Raw genomic sequence first — 21,611 nt, 5'->3', positions numbered from 1 at the left:
GCGTAGCCGCCACCCGGCGTTGCACTGCGGCACAAATCACATCACCTCAACCACCACAAACTCCTCGGCCACCAGCTCCATATCATCCGCATACACACCTTCCCGGGTGAAAAAGGCCTTATGCTCCTCGCGCCAGTAGTCCAGGCTCAAGTCCCCTTCCCCCTCTTTGCGGGCAAAGGCCTCTGTCACCTCTGAGAAACGCACCAGACGCAGAGAGACGATTCTGATGACGCATACCGGCGCGCCCTGCCCATTAAGAATAATATGGTAACTCCCGGGCCCCGGGGTGGCGTCATCGGCATTAAAGGAGGCCAGCGAGCAGCAGGTGGCGGTCTTTACTCCTTTGACGACCAGGGCTGCCAGTGCGTTTGCCATCTCAGGACTATCCCCGAAGGCCCATGCCTGAGCGCCCGGATATTTCTTGTTTAAGCCATCGATCAAATCCATCGTATACCCTTGTCAGCTCACATTTTAATGCCTCACTGTAGCACGCCTCCTTGCCGATGCGTTTTCGCCTTTCTACGCTTATCTCACTCTATGAAAGGAAGATCATATGCTGCGCCTTGTTCTCCTGCTGCTGGTCACGCTCATTTGCCCGTCGTTACAGGCGGCGGCGATCGCCCATACCATCGACACGGAGAAAACCGCTATCAAGCTGTCGTGGCGCGCCTTTGGCGGCATTCCGTCGTGGGCACATCTGAAGGGGGTGACGGGTCAGGTCACGCTGAACCCGGACAATGAATTTGACGACCGCATCAATGTCACCATCCCGGTCGCCACGCTGCAGGCCTCCAACAACCTGCTTACCTGGCAGCTGAAAAGCGACATGTTTTTTGATGCCGCCCGCTACCCGACCATCACCTTTTCCAGCACCCGGGTGGTGGCGCTCGGCCCGGATCGCTACCGCGCTTTTGGCACCCTTACCGTCCGGGATCTCAGCCGTCCGGTGATCCTCGAGGCCCGACTCGATCGCCAGTCGGGAGAGACGATCGCGCTCCATGCCACCACCGCCATCTCCCGGTCGGCCTATAAAATGGATCGCTTTGCGCTGGTGGTGGACGATCGGATCGCCATTGCCATCGATATCCAGACGAAACCCTCCCCCGCCGGATAATACGCCCTGCAAAAAATAGTACTTATGTCGTAGCGCTATTTACGGATCATCAATTTATACAGCTAAAAAATCATACCTTTGTATTATTCTCATTAAAAAAATTCAGGCTAATAAACCCCAAAACAAAAAATACAATCCTGAAAATAATAAATATCAGAATTTCATAACACCCAGTTAATAAACATCACCCAGCAGCACATTTATCGCGATAAATTGTGACAGACCTCAATTTCCATAACCTTTACCCAGCCATAATAAACAGGCCCAGCAGGCCGCCACCCCGCATACCATAAGGCCCTGACTCAAACCCCCTCCTGCCAGGCACTTTTAATCAGACTACAAGCGGGTTATTTCTCGCTTATAATTCATTTCACCGCTTCGTCATTTGCGCTTATAGTGCTTTCTGGCTATATCATTTTTAAGCATTAATGAGACGATCGTAATATTAATAACAGGGATGGCAAACATCACGCCTGGCATGAGCCGCTTTAAAAACATTTCAGCAGGTCACTATTTCTGACAAATAGTGCCTCTTTCGGGGCGCTTAAAATCTGCTGATAACAAATGAATTTAAACACACAGCATTTCTTTCACTCTGTTGGGAGTAATACACATGAGTAAATTCACTGTCATCTCCAGACTGACGCATAAGGAAACGGTAGCCGAAGGAAACCAGATCATATTGGGCGAGGATTCCGTCGTGAAGCTTCAGGCCGGCCGGGGTGATATCGCCAGCTATTCCCGCAGCAGCGACGATCTGCTGGTCAGGATGACCAACGGCGAAACCGTGACGCTGAAACACTACTTCGTCAACGACCACCAGCTGGTGCTGGATGAAAACGGCGCCCTGTGGTGGATCGACGAACCGCTCGCGGTGGAACGTTATCAGTCGATCCCCTCCACCGATGCCCTGATTGCGGGCAACGTCAGTCATTCATCCGGGGATACCCCAATCTGGCCGTGGGTGCTGGGTGGCGTGGCGGCAGCAGGCGGCATTGCCCTGGCGGCGGGCGGCGGAGGCGGCGGAGGCGGCGGGGGTAGCGACCGTATCGATCCCGGCCCGGTACCGCTCGATACCACGCCACCAGCCGCCCCAACCAATCTGCGTTTCTCTTCAGACAGTACTCAGCTGCTCGGCAATGCCGAGGCCAACAGCACCGTCACCATCACCGATGCCGACGGCAACGTGGTGGGCAAGGCGAAAACCGACGGCAATGGCGACTTTACCGTGGAGCTGGGCATTCCCTATACCAACGGCGAGACCCTGACGGCTGTCGCTAACGACAGCTCCGGCAACGTCAGCCCGTCGAACAGCATTACCGCCGCGGATACCACCGCGCCGGAAACGCCGATGATTATTCTCGCGGACGATGCTGTCGGCAGCCTGACCGGCGCGCTCAACAGCGACCAGACCACCGACGATCCCCGCCCGGTCTTCAGCGGCAGCGGCGAGGCCGGGACCACCGTCACCCTTTACGACAACGGTAAGGCCATCGGCACCACGGTGGTGAACAGCGACGGCAGCTGGACCTTCACCCCCAGCGCAAATCTCGCTGACGGCCTCCACCAGTTCACCGCCACCTCCACCGATGCCGCGGGCAACGTCAGCCCGGACTCGGAGGAGTTTAACCTCACCATTGACACCCTCGCCCCAAATGCACCGGTGCTGGAAGTGACGGACGACGTGGGCACTATTCAGGATCTGCTCACTAACGGTGGCTTTACCGATGATAACCAGCCTGACCTTGGCGGCTCGGGCGATCCGGGCAGCACCATCGCCATCTATGACAATGGCCTGCTGGTGACGGAAGTGGTCGTAGACGACAACGGCACCTGGAGCTACACCCCGCCAGTGGCCCTGACGGATGGGCTGCACAGCATCACCCTGACGGAGACCGATCTGGCGGGTAACCTGAGCGCCGTCTCCGCGCCGTTTGAATTTACCATCGACCGTACGCCACCGCCTGCCCCGACCGGCCTGGTGCTCAATACCGAAGGGACAATCCTCACCGGCACGGCGGAAGCCAACTCGACGGTCACGGTCAGCAACGATCTGGGCGTTATCTTAGGCACGGCAATAGCGGATGCCAACGGGGCGTTTTCAGTGACCCTGAGCGCCGCGCAGCTCAACGGCGAGACGCTAAGCACAGCGGCCACCGACAGGGCGGGGAACGAAGGGCCTGCTACGGACCTGACTGCCCGGGATGTTACCGCCCCGGCAGCACCCACTGACCTGGTGGTGGCCGCAACGGGCGACAGCGTCAGCGGTGAAGCCGAAGCCGGAGCGCGTATCTCGATACTTAACGCCGGGGGTACGGAGATAGGCTCCGGTGAAGTCGGCCTCGACGGCAAGTTCACCGTTAATATCGCCCCTGACCAGCTCAACGGTGAAGTGCTGACGGTATTCGCTTACGACACCGCCCAGAACAAAAGCGATCCAGGCCAGGCCACCGCCGCTGACTCCACGCCGCCACCGCCGCCTGCGGACCTGGATGTCTCTACGGATGGCCTGACGCTCACCGGCACCGCAGAAGTGGGCAGCACGGTAGTGATTATGGAAGGCACCACCAGGCTCGGTGAAGTGGAGGTTGGCGAATCAGGCAGCTTCTCCTTCGCTCTGAGCCCGGCCAGGCTGAACGGTGAGATCCTGAGTCTTACCGCCACCGATCTGGCGAAAAACACCAGCGCTGCCAGTACGGTAGAAGCCGATGACACCACCCCTCCGGCCACACCAATCATTACCAACGTGGTGGATGATGTCTCTACCACTACCGGAACCATCATTAGCGGGGCGACAACCGATGACCGCACTCCGCTGATCTCCGGGACGGGCGAGCTGGGCACCAAAATATTTGTCTACAGCGAGAATATTCAGATCGGCTTTACTGAGGTCAATTCTGCGGGCAACTGGTCGTTCCAGGTTCCGGCCAGTCTGACCGACGGGGCTCACTCCCTCACTGCCGATGCCGTTGACCGCCGCGGCAATCACAGCGTGATGTCCGACATCTGGGCGATTAACGTCGACCCGGCAGCGCCCAACCCACCAACCGCAACGGTTGCAACCGCGGCATTCGCCCAGAGCGAGGAGCCGGTGGTCAGCACCCTGAGCGCCAGCACCACCGGCGAAACGCTGATCTATAACGTGCTCAATGAGACCGGTGGCGACCACGTCAGCAACTTCTCGCTGGCGGCGGGGGACAAAATCGACATCAGCGAGCTGCTGGTCGGCTGGAACGGCGATCGCGCCACGCTGGGGGAGTTTATCCAGGTCAGCAACAGTGATGGCAACACCGTTATCAGCATCGACCGGGACGGAGCCGACACCCGCTATGCACCCGCAACCCTGGTGACGCTGGAGGAGGTTCAGACCACATATGAGGAGCTGGTAAACCAGAACCACATCATTACCGGTTAGCGGAGGTAAATGCAAAACGGCAACCCAGGTTGCCGTTTTTTATGTTTGCTCCCTCTCCCTGTGGGAGAGGGTTGGGGTGAGGGCATTCAGGCCGCACCGTGCAACATCTTACCCGTCCTGGAAACCACAAAAACGAAAATAACCGAACAAAAGCGAAAATATTTATATTGCCCGGAACTAATAACCCTAAACTTAATGCAATTACTATTGTGATCACACTCTCATACTATTTTTTCTACCAAATACCGCTGTTGCCTTAACTTAAACGATGGACTAAATAGCAGAGCCTTTTATTAATGCAACTTGTATATATCAATATAAAAAAACAGCTAAAAATATATCATATTCACTATCTTATTAACCCTGACTTAATTATTTACACAGCCTCACTTAAATATAATTTCGCCTGTTTTACACATCCAGATTATTCCTAAGTAATTAAATTAACATTAAAATAAGCGTCCCTCCCCCGCGCTACGCAAGCCACGCCAACCCGCAGCCCGCCTGGACTCCATGACTCAATACCCGCACAAATAACGCCTTCAATATCGCTAACGCTTTATTAATCGGTGCTTAATTTGCGCTTTTAGTACTTTCTGGCTATATCAAATTAAGTCAATCCGAAATTGTTACCAATATTAAAGACAAGGATTTTACTGCTGAGAAATATACCCCCATTCGTCTTACCCCCCTGAATACCAAGGGCAAAATACCGCTGCCACCATCGCTTTATCGGCAGCCATTAATAACTTTTAAATAATTACCCTGGGTCATTGTTGCAAATAAACAGTTTCCCTACGGGTGGCGCTCAATCTGCTCAATAGAAATGGCTTAAACCGCTCGCCATTTCATTGCACTCTGCCGGGAGTAATATACATGAGTAAAATCACTGTCATCTCCAAACTGACACACGTGGAATCGGTAACAGACGGGACTCAGGTCACGCTGAATGACTCCTCCATCGTTAAGATCAACGCCGAACGGGCCGACATTCTCGGCTACGAACGCAGCGGCAATGACCTGATTGTTAAGCTGGCCGACGGCGAAACCCTGACCCTCAAAAATTTCTTTGTCGCCGGCGATCAGGGTATCAGCCAGCTGGTGCTGGAAGAGGAGAATGGCGCGCTGTGGTGGATTGCCGATCCAATGGCCGCTGAGAGCTACCAGTCGATTGCCTCCATTGATGCCCTGCTGGCAGGCACTACCACCGCGTCGGCAGGTGAAGCGGCGATCTGGCCGTGGGCCCTGGGTGGCGTGGCGGTGGCAGGGGGCATTGCCCTTGCCGCCGGTGGCGGCGGCGGTGGTGGCGGTGGTGGAAGTGACAGTGATAATGGTAATGGCGGTGGCAGCGACGGCGGCAATGGCAGTAACCCCACTCCGCCGGTCACCAACCCGAACGACACCACGCCTCCCGGCGCGGCCGGCAACCTCAGATTCTCACCAGACGGCACTCAGCTTAGCGGGAGCGCCGAAGCCAACAGCATCATCACCGTCACCGACGCCAACGGGAATGTGGTCGGCAGAGGTCAGACCGACAGCAACGGTGAATTCACCGTCGATCTGGGCACCCCGTACACCAACGGCGAAACCCTGACTGTCACCCCTACCGACGGGGCAGGCAACACAGGACCGGGCACCCCGGTGACCGCCGCGGATACCACCCCGCCGCAGGCCCCAACTATCAACTCCGTTGTCGATGATGCTGGCAGCGCGACCGGATCGCTCACCAGCGGCCAGATCACCGACGACGCCCGCCCGACCTTTAGCGGCAGCGGCGAACCCGGCAGCACCATCACGGTTTATGACAACGGTAACGCCATCGGCACCGCACAGGTCAACAGCGACGGCAGCTGGAGCTTCACCCCGGACACCGCGCTGGGCGAAGGCGCACACCAGATCACCACCCGGGCCACCGATGGCGCGGGCAATACCGGCCCGGCCTCACCGGCCTTCAGCCTTACGGTTGACACCGTTGCCCCAAATGCCCCGTCCGGCGTGACGATCACTGACACCACCGGGACGGTGCAGGGCGTACTGGTCGCGGGACAGTCCACCGACGCCAACCGCCCTGCCCTGAACGGCACCGGCGACGTGGGCAGCATCATCACCCTCTATGACAACGGCCAGGTCGTGGGCCAGGCTACCGTTGGCGCGGATGGCAAATGGAGCTTTACGCCAGACACGCCGCTTGCCGATGGCGCGCACAGCATTACCCTGACGGAGACCGATCTGGCGGGCAACACCAGCGCCCCCTCCGCCCCGTTTGATTTTATCATTGACCGCACCCCGCCGGACCAGCCGACCATCGGCCTGATCCCTGGCGGCACTGAGGTCACCGGCACCGCCGAACCAGGCAGCACCATCACCATTACCGACGGGAATGGGACGGTGATTGGCAAGGGCCAGACCGATGCTAACGGCGACTACAGCGTTCCCCTCACCGAGACACAAACCGAAGGGGATACCATCAACGTGGTGGCCTCCGATGCCGCCGGAAACCAGAGCCCGCCAGTCAGCACCGTGGTTGGCGATGTCACCCCGCCTGACGCCCCGACCAACCTTGCGATCAACCCTGAAGGCAGCATCGTCACCGGTAACGCCGAAGCGGGCAGCACCGTCACCATTCGTGATGGCGACGACATCATCGGCAGAGGGACCGCCGGTCCGGACGGCAGCTTCGAGATTATCCTCACCACCCCACGCCTGAACGGGGAAGACCTGGCGGTCACCGCCACCGACCCGGCGGGTAACACCGGGCCGGAAGGGGCCATTACCGCCCCGGACATCACCCCACCGCAGGCCCCGGTCATCACCAGCGTGGTGGATGACGTGGAGGGCATTACAGGCGTGGTCCTTAATGGGCAGATCACCAATGACACCCGTCCGGTAGTCACCGGTACCGGCGAACCGGGCGCCACCATTAATATCTACAACGGCGAGATCCTGGTGGGTTCTGCCGAAGTGGATGCCGACGGCAACTGGTCCAGCGAGCTGGAGCTGAACGACGACGGCGGCTATGTTCTGACGGCGCAAGCCGTTGACGCTAATGGCAACACTGGCGGCTTGTCCAACAGCTGGACCCTCATCATCGATGCCACCCCACCGGCCACCCCGGCCATTTCCCAGGTAATCAACGATCTGCCTGAGACCGCGGTGGCCATCACCAACAACGGCACCACCAACGACAACCGCCCGACCCTGTACGGCACCGGCGAAGCGGGTTCGACCATCAGCATTCGGGTGGATGGCGTGGAGGTTGGCACGGCGCAGGTGGGCGACGGCGGGGAGTGGAGCTTCACCCCGGCCACGGCGCTGCTGGATGGTCTGCATGAGATCACCACGGTGGCGACAGATGCCGCCGGTAACAGCAGCCCCGCCTCCGGGACCTTTACCCTGACCATCGATACCGTCGCCCCTGAGATCCCGGCGATCACCCGGGTGGTGGATAACACCGGCAGCGTACAGGGCGATGTCAGCAACAACGTCCCGACCGATGAAACCCGTCCGGTGATCGAGGGGACTGGTCCGGCGAATTCGCAGATCAGCATCTACGAAGGCACCACCCTGCTCGGCACCACCACCAGCAATGCGGATGGCACCTGGAGCCTGCGGCTCGCCACGCCGCTGGTTAATGGCACCCACGTTCTGACCGCGTCGGTCAGCGATGCGGTGGGTAACATCTCCACCTCCGGCAGCTTTAACCTGGTGGTGGATACCCTCGCCCCGGGCACCCCGGAAGTACCAGCGATCACCGTCAACCCTGACGGAAGCGGTGAAGCGCCCCTCACCTCCGGCGGCAGCACCCGCGACACCACCCCGACCCTGAGCGGCACCGGGACGGAAGGCGATATCGTCTCCATCTACGACGGCACCACTAAAATCGGGGAAACTACCATCCCGCCAGGCGGCAACTGGACCTGGACCCCGCCAGCAGGGCTACCGAACGGCACCTACGATCTCAGCCTGACCGTGACCAACAAAGACGGCGCGGGCAACGAGAGCGCCCCGTCGCAGCCGGTGTCCATCACCATTGATACCGACGCGCCGGATCAACCTGATGCGCCGGTCGTCACCGATAACGTGAGCGAAATTACCGGGCCGGTGGGCAACAACGGCGCGACCAACGACACCCGTCCGGTGCTGAGCGGTACCGGCACACCGGATGACGTGATCGGCATTTACGACCAGACCACGGCAGGTAACGTGCTGGTGGGTGAAGTGGTGGTCGACATCAACGGCAACTGGACCTGGCGCGCCGAAGAGCCGCTGGCCGAGGGGTCACACAGCTTTACCGTTGTCGCCACCGATGCGGCGGGCAATGCCTCGGTGGTCTCAGATGCCATCACCGTGACCGTCGACAGCCTCGTGCCTGCGATCCCAACCATCGCCAGCGTGAATGACAATCTCGCCGCGGGCGGCAGCACCAACGACAACACCCCGACCGTCAACGGGACCGGCGAAAACGGCACCACGGTGATCCTCTACAGCAACGGGGTTGAAGTGGGCCGCGGGCTGGTCACTAACGGCAGCTGGTCCATCACCACGCCAGCGCTGAATGACGGTCCGACCACCCTCACCGTGGCGGCGGTGGATGCCGCCGGGAACGTCAGCGGCACCGGCAGCGACTTTGCCTTCACCATCGACACCGTGCCGCCGGGCAACCCGCAGCTGCTGGAGATCTCTGACAGCACCCTGGCCAACGGCACGCTGTACGTGAAGAGCGACATCCCGACCCTGAGCGGCACCGGCGAACCGCTGAGCACCCTCACCGTCCTGGTCGACGGTAATCCGGTGGGCGAGGTGCAGGTCAACGAGCAGGGAGAGTGGACCTTCCCGCTGCCGGTCGGCAGCGAACTGTCGGATGACACCCATACCTTCACCGTGGTGGCGACCGACGCGGCAGGCAATACCAGCCAAAGCAGCCCGGTCACCCTGGTGGTGGATACTGACGCACCGGATAGTCCAGTGGTCACCGGGATCGTCTCCGGCGGCACCCCACTGAACGGTACCGCTGAACCGGGCTCCACCATTACGGTCACCGGCCCGGGCAACGTGGTGCTGGGTACCGGCGTGACCAACGCCGAGGGGCAGTTCTCCATCGCCCTGACCCCACCGCAGTACAACGAAACCGTCCTGGGCGTGATAGCGAGCGACCCGGCGGGGAACGCCAGCGATCCGGCCAGCTTTATCGTCGAGCCAACACCACAGCTGCCGGACGTCCCGGTTATCGACGCCATCCTTGATGACAACGGCACCGGCGGCAACGTTAACGTCAAAGGCGGCAGCTCCAACGACACCACCCCGACCCTCACCGGCACGGCGATCCCGGGCAGCCTGGTGACGATTTATCTGGACGGCAGCACCACGGCGCTGGGCACCGTTACCGCTGACGCCACGACCGGCGCCTGGTCGTACCCGGTTGCTGAACTGGCCGAAGGCAACCACAGCTTCAGCGTGACCGCCACCGACAACGGCCAGACCAGCGGCCTGTCGCCAGCGGCAACGGTCAATATCGATCTCACCGCTCCGGACGCCCCGGCGTTTGGTTCCGTGGTGGACGACGTCGGCCCGCTGACCGGGACAGTGGTCAGCGGCAGACCAACCAACGATGACCTGCCGACCTTCACCGGTACGGCAACCCCGGGGGATGTGATCCGCCTTTACGCGGACGATACCCTGATCGGCACCGCCACGGTGGGCAACACCGGGGCCTGGAGCATCACCCTGACCGAACCGCTGGATGATGGCACCTACGCCCTGACCCTCAGCGCCACCGATCCGGCCGGGAACGAAAGCTCACGCTCGGAGCCGTTCTCCCTGGTGGTGGATACCACCGCGGGCGAAGCGATCATCACCGGGGCCAACGATGACGTCGGGCCGGTCACCGGCAACATCGCCAACAACGGCAGCACCAATGACAACACCCCAACCCTGACGGGCACCGCGGAAGCCGGCAGCAGCGTCGCCATCTACGACGGCATCAACCTGATTGGCACCGTGATTGCCAGCGATACCGGCGCCTGGAGCTTCACCCCGACTACCGTGCTGGCGGAAGGTCAGCACGTCTTTACCGTGGTCGCCACCGACAGTGCGGGCAACGTCAGCCCATTCTCGGAGGCATACACCCTGGTGGTGGACATGACCCCACCGGCTACCCCGGTGATTGTCAGCATCAACGATGACGTGCCGGGCAATACCGGTCTGCTGACCAACGGGCAGATCACCAACGATGTGCGTCCGGAACTGACCGGCACCGGCGTGGCGGGCAGCACTGTTCACATTCTGGATAACGGGATCGAGATCGGCACCGCGCTGGTCAGCGCCAGCGGCAGCTGGAGCTTTACCCCAACCAGCGATCTGGCCGCCGGACCACACGATCTGCGCGTCAACGCCACCGATGCCGCGGGCAACGTCTCTGGTACCTCGCCAGTCTTCAACATCAATATCGATATCGCCGCCCCACTGGCACCGGTCCTCAACACCGTAGTGGATGATGTCGGCACCGTGACCGGCACGCTGGACAGTGGCGATGTCACTAACGACGCGCGCCCAACCTTCACCGGAAGCGGCGAAGTGGGGGCCACCATCCGCATCATTGTTGACGAGCTGGAGATCGGCACCGCGGTGGTTAACGCCTCGGGCAGCTGGACCTTCACCCCGGAAACAGCGCTGGCAGAAGGCACCCGCAGCATCCGCTTTACCGCCACCGACGCCGCCGGCAACACCAGTCCTGCCAGCGATCCCTTTACCCTGACGGTGGATACCCTGGCCCCAACGGCGCCGACGCTTACCGCCATCAGCGATAACGTGGGCACCATTCAGACGCCAATCACCACCTCCGGCCAGACCACCGACGACACGACGCCGACCCTGACCGGCCAGGCTGAAGCCAATTCCAGCGTGGCGATTTACGACAACGGTGCCCTCGTCGCCACCGTGCAGGCCAACGAAACCGGTGACTGGAGCTGGACCCCAGCCACGGCCCTGACCAGCGGCAGCCATACCTTCACCACCAATGCCCGTGATGAAGCGGGCAACCTCAGCGAGACCTCCCCGGGCTTCACGCTGATTGTCGATACCCTGCCTCCTGCCCCGCCGACGATTACCCTGGCGATTGACAACATCGACCCGGTGACCGGCTCGCTCACCAGCGGCCGCACCACCAACGACAACCAGCCGGTGCTCACCGGCACCAGCGAACCGAACGCCCGGATACAGATTTTTGCCGATGATGTGCTGGTGGGCGAAGGCGTCGCGGATGGCAACGGCAACTGGTCGATCGAGGTCAACACCCCGCTCAGCGATGCCCAGCACAGCTTCACCGCGGTAGCGACCGATGCAGCAGGCAATGCCAGCGATCCGTCCGCCATCTTCACCCTGACAGTGGATACGCAGGTGCCCGTGGCACCTGTGCTGGCCACGGTCACGGATGATGTGGGTGAGACGGTAACCCTCACTGACGGGCAGCTGACCAACGACGCCAGACCAACCCTCAGCGGCACGGCGGAAGCGGGCACTACGGTGAACGTTTACGACGGCACGACCCTGCTGGGCAGCGCCCTCGTCGGGGAGAACAACGCCTGGAGCTTCACCCCGCTCAGCCCGCTGGCTGACGGGGAACACACCCTGACGGTGACCACCACCGATGCGGCAGGCAATGTCAGCCCGCCGACCACCGGGTTTATCGTTAACGTCGATGCTACCGCCCCGATCGCACCGGCCATCACCTCGGTGGTGGATAACACCGGTTCGGTGCAGGGCCCGGTTCTCAACGGCAGCCCGACCAACGACACCCGTCCGACCCTCAACGGCACCGCCGAAGCCAACGCCATCGTGCGCATTTACGACGGTGAAACCCTGGTGGGCGAGACCACCGCTAACACCGAAGGCCAGTGGACGCTGGATCAGACCCTCGTCGCCCTTGAGGACGGCGAGCATAACTTCACCGCCGTCGCCATCGATGAGGCAGGCAACCTCAGCGCGGCCTCGCCGGTGGCCTCGATTATCATCGACACCCTTGCCCCGGACGCGCCGGACAGCTTCACCGTCCTCAATAACGGCACTACCCTTACCGGCCGTGGTGAAGCGGGCAGCACCATCACCGTACGCGATGGAAACGCAGTGATCGGTACCGGCGTGGTTGACGACAGCGGCAGCTTCTCCGTCACCCTCACCACGCCGAAACTGAACGGTGAACTGCTGACGGTCACCGCCACTGACATCGCCGGAAACACCGGTGCAGAAGGCCAGATCGCCGCCCCGGATACCACCCCACCGGCCATCCCGGTGATTACTGACGTGGTGGACAACGTGACCGCTGTCACCGGCACCGTCACCGACGGGCAGACCACCAACGACTCAACGCCGCTGGTGCGCGGTACCGGCCCGGCCAACGCCATCATCCAGCTCTACAGCGGTACGGTGCTGATTGGCACCACCCAGGCCAGCGCGGAGGGTACCTGGGAGATCCAGGTCAACGCTGCCCTGCCTGACGGCGGCCACGTCCTGACGGCGCAATCCGTCGACGCCGTGGGGAACAACAGCGCCGCCTCCAACAGCTGGAGCATCGTGGTGGATGCCACCGCCCCGGACGCGCCAGCGATCACCTCCGTGGTGAACGATCTCTCCGGCAGCCCGGTGGCCATTGCTGACAACGGTGCCACCAACGACACCCTTCCGACCCTGAACGGTACCGGGGAAGCCGGGACCACCATCAGCATTCGGGTGGATGGCATTGAGGTCGGTACCACCCTGGTGGGCGCAGGAGGGGTATGGACCTTCACCCCTGAGGATGCCCTCGCCGAGGGGCCGCACGCGATCACCGTGGTGGCGACGGATGCCGCCGGTAACACAGGCGAGCCTTCCCCGGCCTTTAACCTCACCATCGATACCGTCCCGCCAGTCGCCCCGGCCATCACCGTAGCGGTGGACACCAGCGGAAGCGTCACTGGCGACGTGGTCAGCGACCAGCCGACCGACGAAACCCTGCCGCTGATCCGCGGGACCGGCCCGGCAAACGCGCAGATTAGCCTCTATGACGGCACCACCCTGCTCGGCACCGCCACCACCAACGCAACGGGGGCATGGAGCATTCAGCTGACCGTGCCGCTGGGTAACGGCATCCACGCCCTGACCGCCACGGTGAGCGATGCGGCGGGCAACACCGCCACCTCCGGCACCTTTAACCTGGTGGTGGATAACGTGCCGCCTGCCACGCCGGACATCCCGGACATCACCGTCAACCCTGACGGCAGTGGCGAGACGGCTATTTCCGGCGGCGGCAGCACCCGCGATACCACCCCAACCCTGAGCGGCACCGGGAATGAGGGCGATATCGTCACCATCTACAACGGCACCACGCCGATCGGCGAAACCACCGTGCAGCCAGACGGGACCTGGACCTGGACCCCGCCAGCGGGCCTGCCGAATGGCACCTACGATCTGAGCCTGACCGTGACCAACAGCGACGGCGCGGGTAACGAAAGTGCGCCGTCGAATCCGGTGACCATCACCATCGATACCGACGCGCCGGACGCGCCGGGGCTGCCAGTCGTCACGGATAACGTCAGCGACATCACCGGCCCGGTGAGCAACAACGGCGCCACCAACGATACCCGTCCGGTGCTGAGCGGCACCGGCACGCCGGACGACACCATCACCATCTATGACCAGACCACGACAGGTAACGTGCCGGTGGGCGAAGTGGTGGTCGACATCAACGGCAACTGGACATGGCGTCCGGACCAGCCGCTGGCCGAGGGATCACACAGCTTCACCCTCACCGCCACCGACGAGGCGGGCAACGTCTCGCCGATCTCAGGCAGCATGACGGTGACCGTCGACAGCAGCGTGCCTGATACTCCAGTGATCACCAGCGTGGCGGATAACGCCGGGCCGGTCACCGGCAACGTTACGGCGGGCGGCAGCAGCAACGATAACACCCCAACCGTCACCGGCAGCGGAGAGAACGGCACTACCGTCATTCTGTACAGCAACGGCATCGAAGTGGGTCGCGGCCTGGTCACCAACGGTAGCTGGACCATCACCACCCCAGCGCTGAACGATGGTTCTACCACCCTGACCGTGGCGGCGCTGGATGCCGCCGGGAACGTCAGCGAGGCGGGCAGTGACTTTGTCTACACCATTGACACCGTGCCACCGGCGATCCCACAACTGCTGGAGATCACCGACAGCACCCTCGCCAACGGTGCGCTTTACGCGAACAGCAGTACGCCGACCCTGACCGGTACCGGCGAGCCGCTAAGCACCATCACCGTCCTGGTCGACGGTAATCCGGTGGGCGAGGTGCAGGTCAACGCTGATGGGCAGTGGGCGCTGCCGATCCCGGCCGGTACGCCGCTGTCCGATGCCTCGCACACCTTCACCGTGGTGGCGAGCGATGCGGCGGGCAACACCAGTCAAAGCACGCCGGTTAGCCTGATCGTCGACACCCAGGCGCCGGGTGCGCCAGTGGTGACCAGCATTGTCTCCGGCGGTACGCCGCTGACCGGCACCGCCGAAGCGGGCTCCGTCATTACGGTAACTGGCCCGGGCAACGTGGTGCTGGGCACCGGCGTGACCAACGCCCAGGGCCAGTTCTCGGTGGCCCTGACCCCGCCGCAAAGCGATGCGGTGCTCCTCAGCCTGACCGCCAGCGATGTGGCAGGTAACGTCAGCGATCCGGGGACCTATAACGTCCCGGCCACGCCAGCCCTGCCGGACGTGCCGGTTATCGACGCCATTGTGGATGACAACGGCACCGGCGGTAACGTCAACGTTAAAGGCGGCAGCTCCAACGACGCCACCCCAACCCTGACCGGGACAGCGATCCCGGGCAGCCTGGTCACTGTCTATCTGGACGACAGCACCACGGCGCTGGGCACCGTGACTGCCGACGCCACCACCGGGGCCTGGTCGTTCCCGGTCGCCGCCCTCGGGGAAGGTAGCCACAGCTTCAGCGTGACCGCCACCGTTGACGGCCAGACCAGCGGCCAGTCGCCAGGGGCGACGGTCAATATCGACCTCACCCCGCCTGCGGCGCCGACCCTCGGCACCCTCGTGGATAACGTCGGCACCGTGACCGGGTCAGTGGTCAGCGGCACGCCGACCGACGACAACCAGCCAACCCTGAACGGCACCGCGACACCGGGCGACGTGATCACCATCTACTCCGGTGACGCTGTCCTTGGCACCGTACCCGTGAGCGCCACTGGGGCATGGAGCTTTACCCTGCCAGCAGCGCTGGACGATGGCACCTATACCCTGCTCATCACCGCGACCGATCCGGCGGGTAACCAGAGCCAGCCTTCTGCACCGTTCTCACTGGTAGTGGATACCGTAACGGCGGCACCAGTCATCACCGGGGCTAACGACGACGTGGGGCCGGTCACCGGCAACGTGGCGAGCGGCGGCTTCACCAACGACAACACCCCGACCCTGTCCGGCAGCGCGGAAGCGGGCAGCAGCGTGTCTATCTATGAAGGCGGCAGACTGCTCGGCACCGTGCTGGCTAACGCCAGCGGGATCTGGAGCTTCACCCCAACGGTGGTACTGGCCGAAGGCCTGCACAGCTTTACCGCCATCGCCACCGACACCGCAGGCAACGTCAGCGAGCCGTCCGGGGCTTACACCCTGACCGTCGACATGACCCCACCGGCCACCCCGGTGCTGGTCAGCGTTAGCGACGACGTGGCGGGCAATACCGGCCTGCTGGTCAGCGGCCAGCTCACCAACGATGCCCGTCCGGAACTGACCGGCACCGGCGTGGCAGGCACCACCATCCGCATCCTGGATAACGGGGTCGAGATCGGCACCACGGTGGTGAACGCCGACGGTGGCTGGACCTTTATCCCGACCAGCGATCTGGCCCAGGGGCCGCATGAGTTGCGCGTCACCGCCACCGATGCGGCAGGTAACGTCTCCGGCACCTCGCCAGCCTTCTCGCTGAGCGTTGATACCGTCGCCCCCGTGGCGCCGGTTCTCGGTAGCGTAGTGGATGATGTCGGGACCATTACCGGGCCGATCACCAATGGCGGTCTCACCAACGACGCCCGCCCAACCTTTAACGGCACCGGCGAAGCGGGCTCCACGGTTCGCATTCTGGTCGACGGGCAGGAGATCGGCTCCGCGGTGGTTAACGCCTCGGGCAGCTGGACCTTTACGCCTGACACCCTCCTTGAGGACGGGCTGCACAGCGTGACCCTGACTGCCACCGACCTTGCCGGAAATACCGGTCCGGTCAGCGGAGCCTTTACCCTGACGGTGGATACCCTGGCGCCAGCGGCACCGACCATCATCGCGGCCGCCGATAACGTGGGCACCATCCAGACGCCGCTCACCGTCTCCGGCCAGGTCACCGACGACACCACGCCGACCCTGTCGGGCAGAGCCGCGGCGAACGCCACGGTCACCGTCTATGACAACGGCGTCGCCCTCGGCACCGTGCAGGCCACCGCCGCAGGCGACTGGACCTTCACGCCGGGGACCGAACTGGGCAACGGGAGCCACACCTTCACCGCCAGCGCCGTCGATGCGGCAGGCAACCTCAGTGATCTCTCGGCGGGCTTCACGGTGATTGTCGATGCGATCAAACCGATCGCGCCGGTCATCACCCTCGCCCAGGACGACGCTGGCACCATCACCGGTGCCCTGACCAGCGGCCAGCGCACCGACGACACCCTGCCGGTGCTTACCGGCACCAGCGAACCGAACGCCCGGGTACAGCTGTTTGAAGGTCAGACCCTGCTGGGCACCGCCATCGCCGATGGCAGTGGCAACTGGACCATCGCCCTGACCACGCCGCTCACCAACGCTCAGCACAACTTCACGGCGGTGGCGACGGACGCGGCAGGCAACGTCAGCGATGCCTCCGCCACCTTCAGCCTGACGGTGGATACCCTGCCGCCAGCGGTGCCGGTGCTGGTCTCTGTAGTGGATGATGTCGGCACGGTGGTGTCGCTCACCAGCGGCCAGCTGACCAACGACGCCAGACCAACCCTCAGCGGCACGGCAGAAGCGGGCTCAACGGTGAGTATCTATGACGGCGACCTGCTGCTGGGCACCGTGGTGGCCGACGCCAACAGCGCCTGGAGCTTTACCCCAGCCACGCCGCTGCCCGACGGCCAGCGCGTCCTGACGGTGACCGCCACCGATGCGGTGGGCAACGTCAGTCTGCCGACCGCGGGCTTTAACCTTAACCTCGATGCCACCGCCCCGGGCGCGCCAGTCATCACCTCGGTAGTGGATGACGTCGGCACGATCCAGGGTCCGGTACTCAACGGCAATCCGACTAACGACACCCGCCTGACGCTCAACGGTACCGCCGAAGCCAACGCCGTGGTGCGGATCTACGACGGCACCACGCTGGTGGGCCAGGTGACGGCCAACGCCCAGGGTCAGTGGACCCTGCCGCAGACCACCACCACCCTCACCGACGGAGTGCATAACTTCACCGCCACCGCGACCGATGCGGCAGGCAACCTCAGCGCGGCGTCACCAGTCACCTCCATCACCGTTGACACCGTTGCGCCAGGCGCACCGGGCGGCTTCACCGTGCTTAACAGCGGGGGCCAGGTCACCGGCACCGCCGAGGCGGGCAGCACTGTGACCATTCTCGGTACCGACAACGTGACGGTACTGGGGACCGGCGTGGCTGATGCCAGCGGCAGGTTCAGCGTCACGCTCTCCACGCCGCAGGTTAACGCCGAGCTGCTGCACGTCTTTGCCACCGACCGGGCCGGTAACGCCGGGCTGACGGTGGATCTGCGGATGCCGTACTCGCTGGTGCCGAACCCACCGGTCATCACCAGCGTTAACGACAACGTGGGCAGCATCATCGGCAACCTGCTGAGCGGCCAGAGCACGGACGACACCACCCCGACGCTGACCGGGACCGCGCAACCGCTCTCCACCATCACCCTGTATGACAACAACGTGCTGTTAGCCACGGTGACCACCAACAGCGCGGGGGTCTGGACTTATACCCCAACCGTGCCGTTGGGTAACGGCTCCCACGCCTTTACCGCCACCGCGGGCAATGCGGTCGGCACCAGCCCGTCCACGCCACTGAGCACGGTTATCGTGGATACCGTCGCCCCGGGCACGCCGCAGGGAACCTTCAACGCCGACGGCAGCGTCCTGAGCGGTACTGCCGAAGCGGGCAGCACTATCACCCTGCTGCTGAGCGATAACAGCGTGGTGACCACCACCGCCAACGCCCAGGGAGCCTGGAGCTACACCTTCCTCGACAAGCAGTCCGAAGGGGAGCGGATCACCCTCTCGGCTACCGATGCGGCGGGTAACACCTCCGTCACCGGGACGGTAATTGCGCCGAACCTGCCGCTGTCAGCCAGTGACAACGTGGTGGGTCTGGACCTGACCACCACCGCCACCGTCAGCACCGCCCAGTACAGTGACTATGGCGTCCAGCTGGTGGGCGGTGTCGGCAACGTGCTGTCGCTGCTGGGGGATAACTCCGCCCAGGTGACCTTCACCGTACCAACCGGCGGCAGCGCCAACATGGAGATCAACGCCAGCGCCACCGGCATCGTGCTCTCCCTGCTCAACACCCTGGAGGTGATTGTTCAACGCTGGAACGGCACCACCTGGACCACGGAAGTGGATACCGGTCTGCCGCAGTTCGCTAACCTGCTGACCCTCGGGGCCAGCGGCGTGACCCTCAACCTGGACGGCCTGCCGGGCGGGCAGTATCGCGTCCTGAGCTATAACACCAACCTGCTGGCAACCGGGTCCTATACCAGCCTGGATGTTGACGTCACGCAAACCACCGCGGGCACCCTGACCGGCGCGCTGGTGAAAAACGGCAACGTCATCACCGACACCGATCCGGTGAGCGGCAGCGACAGCGCCCCGAACGGCACGGTGGTCACCAGCGTCACCAACGCCAACGGCGTCACCGTCAACGTGGCGGCGGGTGAGGCGGGCACCACCATCAACGGGCTGTACGGCACCCTGACCCTCCACGCTGACGGGAGCTACACCTACACCCTGACCAACACCAGCACCTCAGTGCTGGGCCGGACCGACACCTTCACCTACAACATCGCCGGGAAAGGGGCGACGGACGATGCCCGCCTGGTGATCACCCTGGGTGAAAACACGGTGCGAAACAGCGTCACGGCGGTGGACGATACCGCCTCGCTGACCTTCAACACCCAGGTACAGTCCATCGACTATGGTCCATCGAGCCAGAGCGGCTTCACCGTGGTGGGTGTCAATCTGGGTAACGTGCTGAACCTCAACCTGCTGGACGATCGCAGCGAGACCATGAAGTACAGCGTCCAGGAAGGCACCACCCGCACCATGACGATTCAGGGTTCCGTTGGTGGGGTGGCCGTGGGATCGGTGTTTGACCTCTATATCTACAAGTTCAACCCGGCGACCCAGAGCTATGAGCGGATGCGCACCGAGGCGGGCTGGCTGCGCGCGCCGCTGCTGGGGGGCACCTCGGCACCGCTGACGCTGACCCTGCCGGCCGGGGAGTATCTCTTCCTGATGAACACCGCGGCGGGGATCACGGTGCTGACCGGCTACCAGATCAACATTCTGGAGGACCATGTCTACGCCGTCACCAGCACCACTGCCGCCACCACCGGCGACGTGCTGCAGAGTGACATCGTGCCTGCCGGCACCATCGTTACTCAGGTGAACGGGGTTGACGTGAACGCCACGGGCACCACCCGCATTGAGGGGCAGTACGGCACTCTGGATATCGACGCCCAGGGGAAATACACCTATACCCTGCGAAACGGGGTCGGAGCGGACCTGATCAGCACGCCGGATACCTTCGTCTATACCGTGACGGCACCGAATGGCGATAAGGACACCGCCTCGCTGAACATCACCCCAACGCCAGTGGCGCTGGATGCGGTCAACGACGTCAGCGATGCGCTGGTCTTCGACACCATCTCGCAGGTCGCAGCCTATCGCGATGATACGGTGGGTAACGCGACCTGGAACGCCGCCCTGCTCGCCTCCACCTCGGGCCGGGGTAGCGGAACATTTGTGGTGGCGGCCAACACCGCCCTGCATGACGTGGTGCTGCACTTCAACGTCGCCTCACTGTTGTCGCTGGGCGGCCTGAACGTGAACTGGACCATTACCGGGGCAGGCGTGACCCGAAGCGGTTCCTTCAATGGCGGTCTGCTGTTGGGCGGCGTGGCCACCATCAACCTGCCGGATCTGGATCTGAACGCCGGGACCTACACCCTTAACTTTACCGGGGCGATGGGTCCGCTGGGGTTAGGCCAGATCTCCATCACGCCGTACGTCACCGGTACCACGGTGTTCCTCAACAGTGAGCTCACCACCGCGGGCCACACCGTCACCGGCAATATCTTTGACGGCTCGGATTCGGGCGGCGTGCTGGATCAGCTCCATTCGGTGGACAGCCGTCTGAGCATCACCAGCTATACCGGTACCGTCACCACCCTGGACCCGTATACCACTGCCACGGCCACCGCCACGGTTCAGGGGCATTACGGGGTGCTGACCATCGGCGTGGACGGGGCGTATACCTACACCCTGAACAGCGGCGTCTCGCTGGCATCAATGACCACCAAGGAGACCTTCACCTACAAACTGACCGGCGATAATGGCACCACCGATACCGCGACCCTGACCATCAACATGGCACCACAGTTCGCCAGCTCCGAGCATAACGATACCTTCACCGGTAGCGCCTATGGCGACACGCTGATTTACGAGGTGCTCAACAGTACGGCGGGTAACGGCACGGCGGGCAACGGCGGCAACGACCACTGGACCAACTTCTCTCTGGCGCAGGGAGACAAGATCGATATCAGCGATCTGCTGGTGGGCTGGAACGGGGACAACGCCACGCTGGGCAACTATCTGAGTGTTACCAACAGCAATGGCAATACCGTGATCTCTGTCGACCGGGACGGTGCAGCAAATATTTACACCAATACTACACTGGTAACATTGGATAACGTTCAGACAACCTACGAGGAGCTGGTTAACCAACAACACATCATCACCGGATAGCGCTAATAACAAGACCCGGGCGCACGTCGCCCGGGCTTAACATTATAAAGTTGTTCA

General features: G+C 62.6%; 4 protein-coding genes. 3 read left to right on the top strand and 1 reads right to left on the bottom strand.

Features of this window, described 5'->3' with window-relative positions; translation table 11 throughout:
- Positions 1-36: 36 nt before the first annotated feature.
- The gene (locus LG383_RS02170; RefSeq protein WP_225758246.1) at positions 37-447 is read right to left on the bottom strand and encodes an ASCH domain-containing protein; all 411 of its coding nucleotides are present in this window, start codon (positions 445-447) and stop codon (positions 37-39) included.
- 106 nt (positions 448-553) lie between these two features.
- Here LG383_RS02170 and LG383_RS02165 point away from each other — a divergent pair, with 106 nt between their 5' ends.
- The 3 genes from LG383_RS02165 to LG383_RS02155 all read left to right on the top strand — a co-directional run bounded on the left by LG383_RS02165 (position 554) and on the right by LG383_RS02155 (position 21,554).
- On the top strand, positions 554-1,114 hold the full coding sequence (locus LG383_RS02165) for a YceI family protein (protein ID WP_225758245.1): 561 nt from the start codon (positions 554-556) through the stop codon (positions 1,112-1,114).
- A 613-nt stretch (positions 1,115-1,727) separates the two neighbouring features.
- On the top strand, positions 1,728-4,529 hold the full coding sequence (locus LG383_RS02160; protein ID WP_225758244.1) for an Ig-like domain-containing protein: 2,802 nt from the start codon (positions 1,728-1,730) through the stop codon (positions 4,527-4,529).
- An 876-nt stretch (positions 4,530-5,405) separates the two neighbouring features.
- Positions 5,406-21,554, top strand: coding sequence for a BapA/Bap/LapF family large adhesin (locus tag LG383_RS02155; protein ID WP_225758243.1), 16,149 nt, complete (start codon positions 5,406-5,408; stop codon positions 21,552-21,554).
- Positions 21,555-21,611 lie beyond the last annotated feature (57 nt).

The sequence above is a fragment of the Leclercia sp. Marseille-Q4284 genome, assembly GCF_916618945.1.
Lineage (GTDB): Bacteria > Pseudomonadota > Gammaproteobacteria > Enterobacterales > Enterobacteriaceae > Enterobacter > Enterobacter tamurae.
This window is presented reverse-complemented; position numbering and strand designations above follow the sequence as displayed.

Coding starts and splice junctions, on each gene's coding strand:
- LG383_RS02170 (WP_225758246.1), bottom strand. CDS start 447: ATGGATTTGATCGATGGCTTAAACAAGAAATATCCGGGCGCTCAGGCA.
- LG383_RS02165 (WP_225758245.1), top strand. CDS start 554: ATGCTGCGCCTTGTTCTCCTGCTGCTGGTCACGCTCATTTGCCCGTCG.
- LG383_RS02160 (WP_225758244.1), top strand. CDS start 1,728: ATGAGTAAATTCACTGTCATCTCCAGACTGACGCATAAGGAAACGGTA.
- LG383_RS02155 (WP_225758243.1), top strand. CDS start 5,406: ATGAGTAAAATCACTGTCATCTCCAAACTGACACACGTGGAATCGGTA.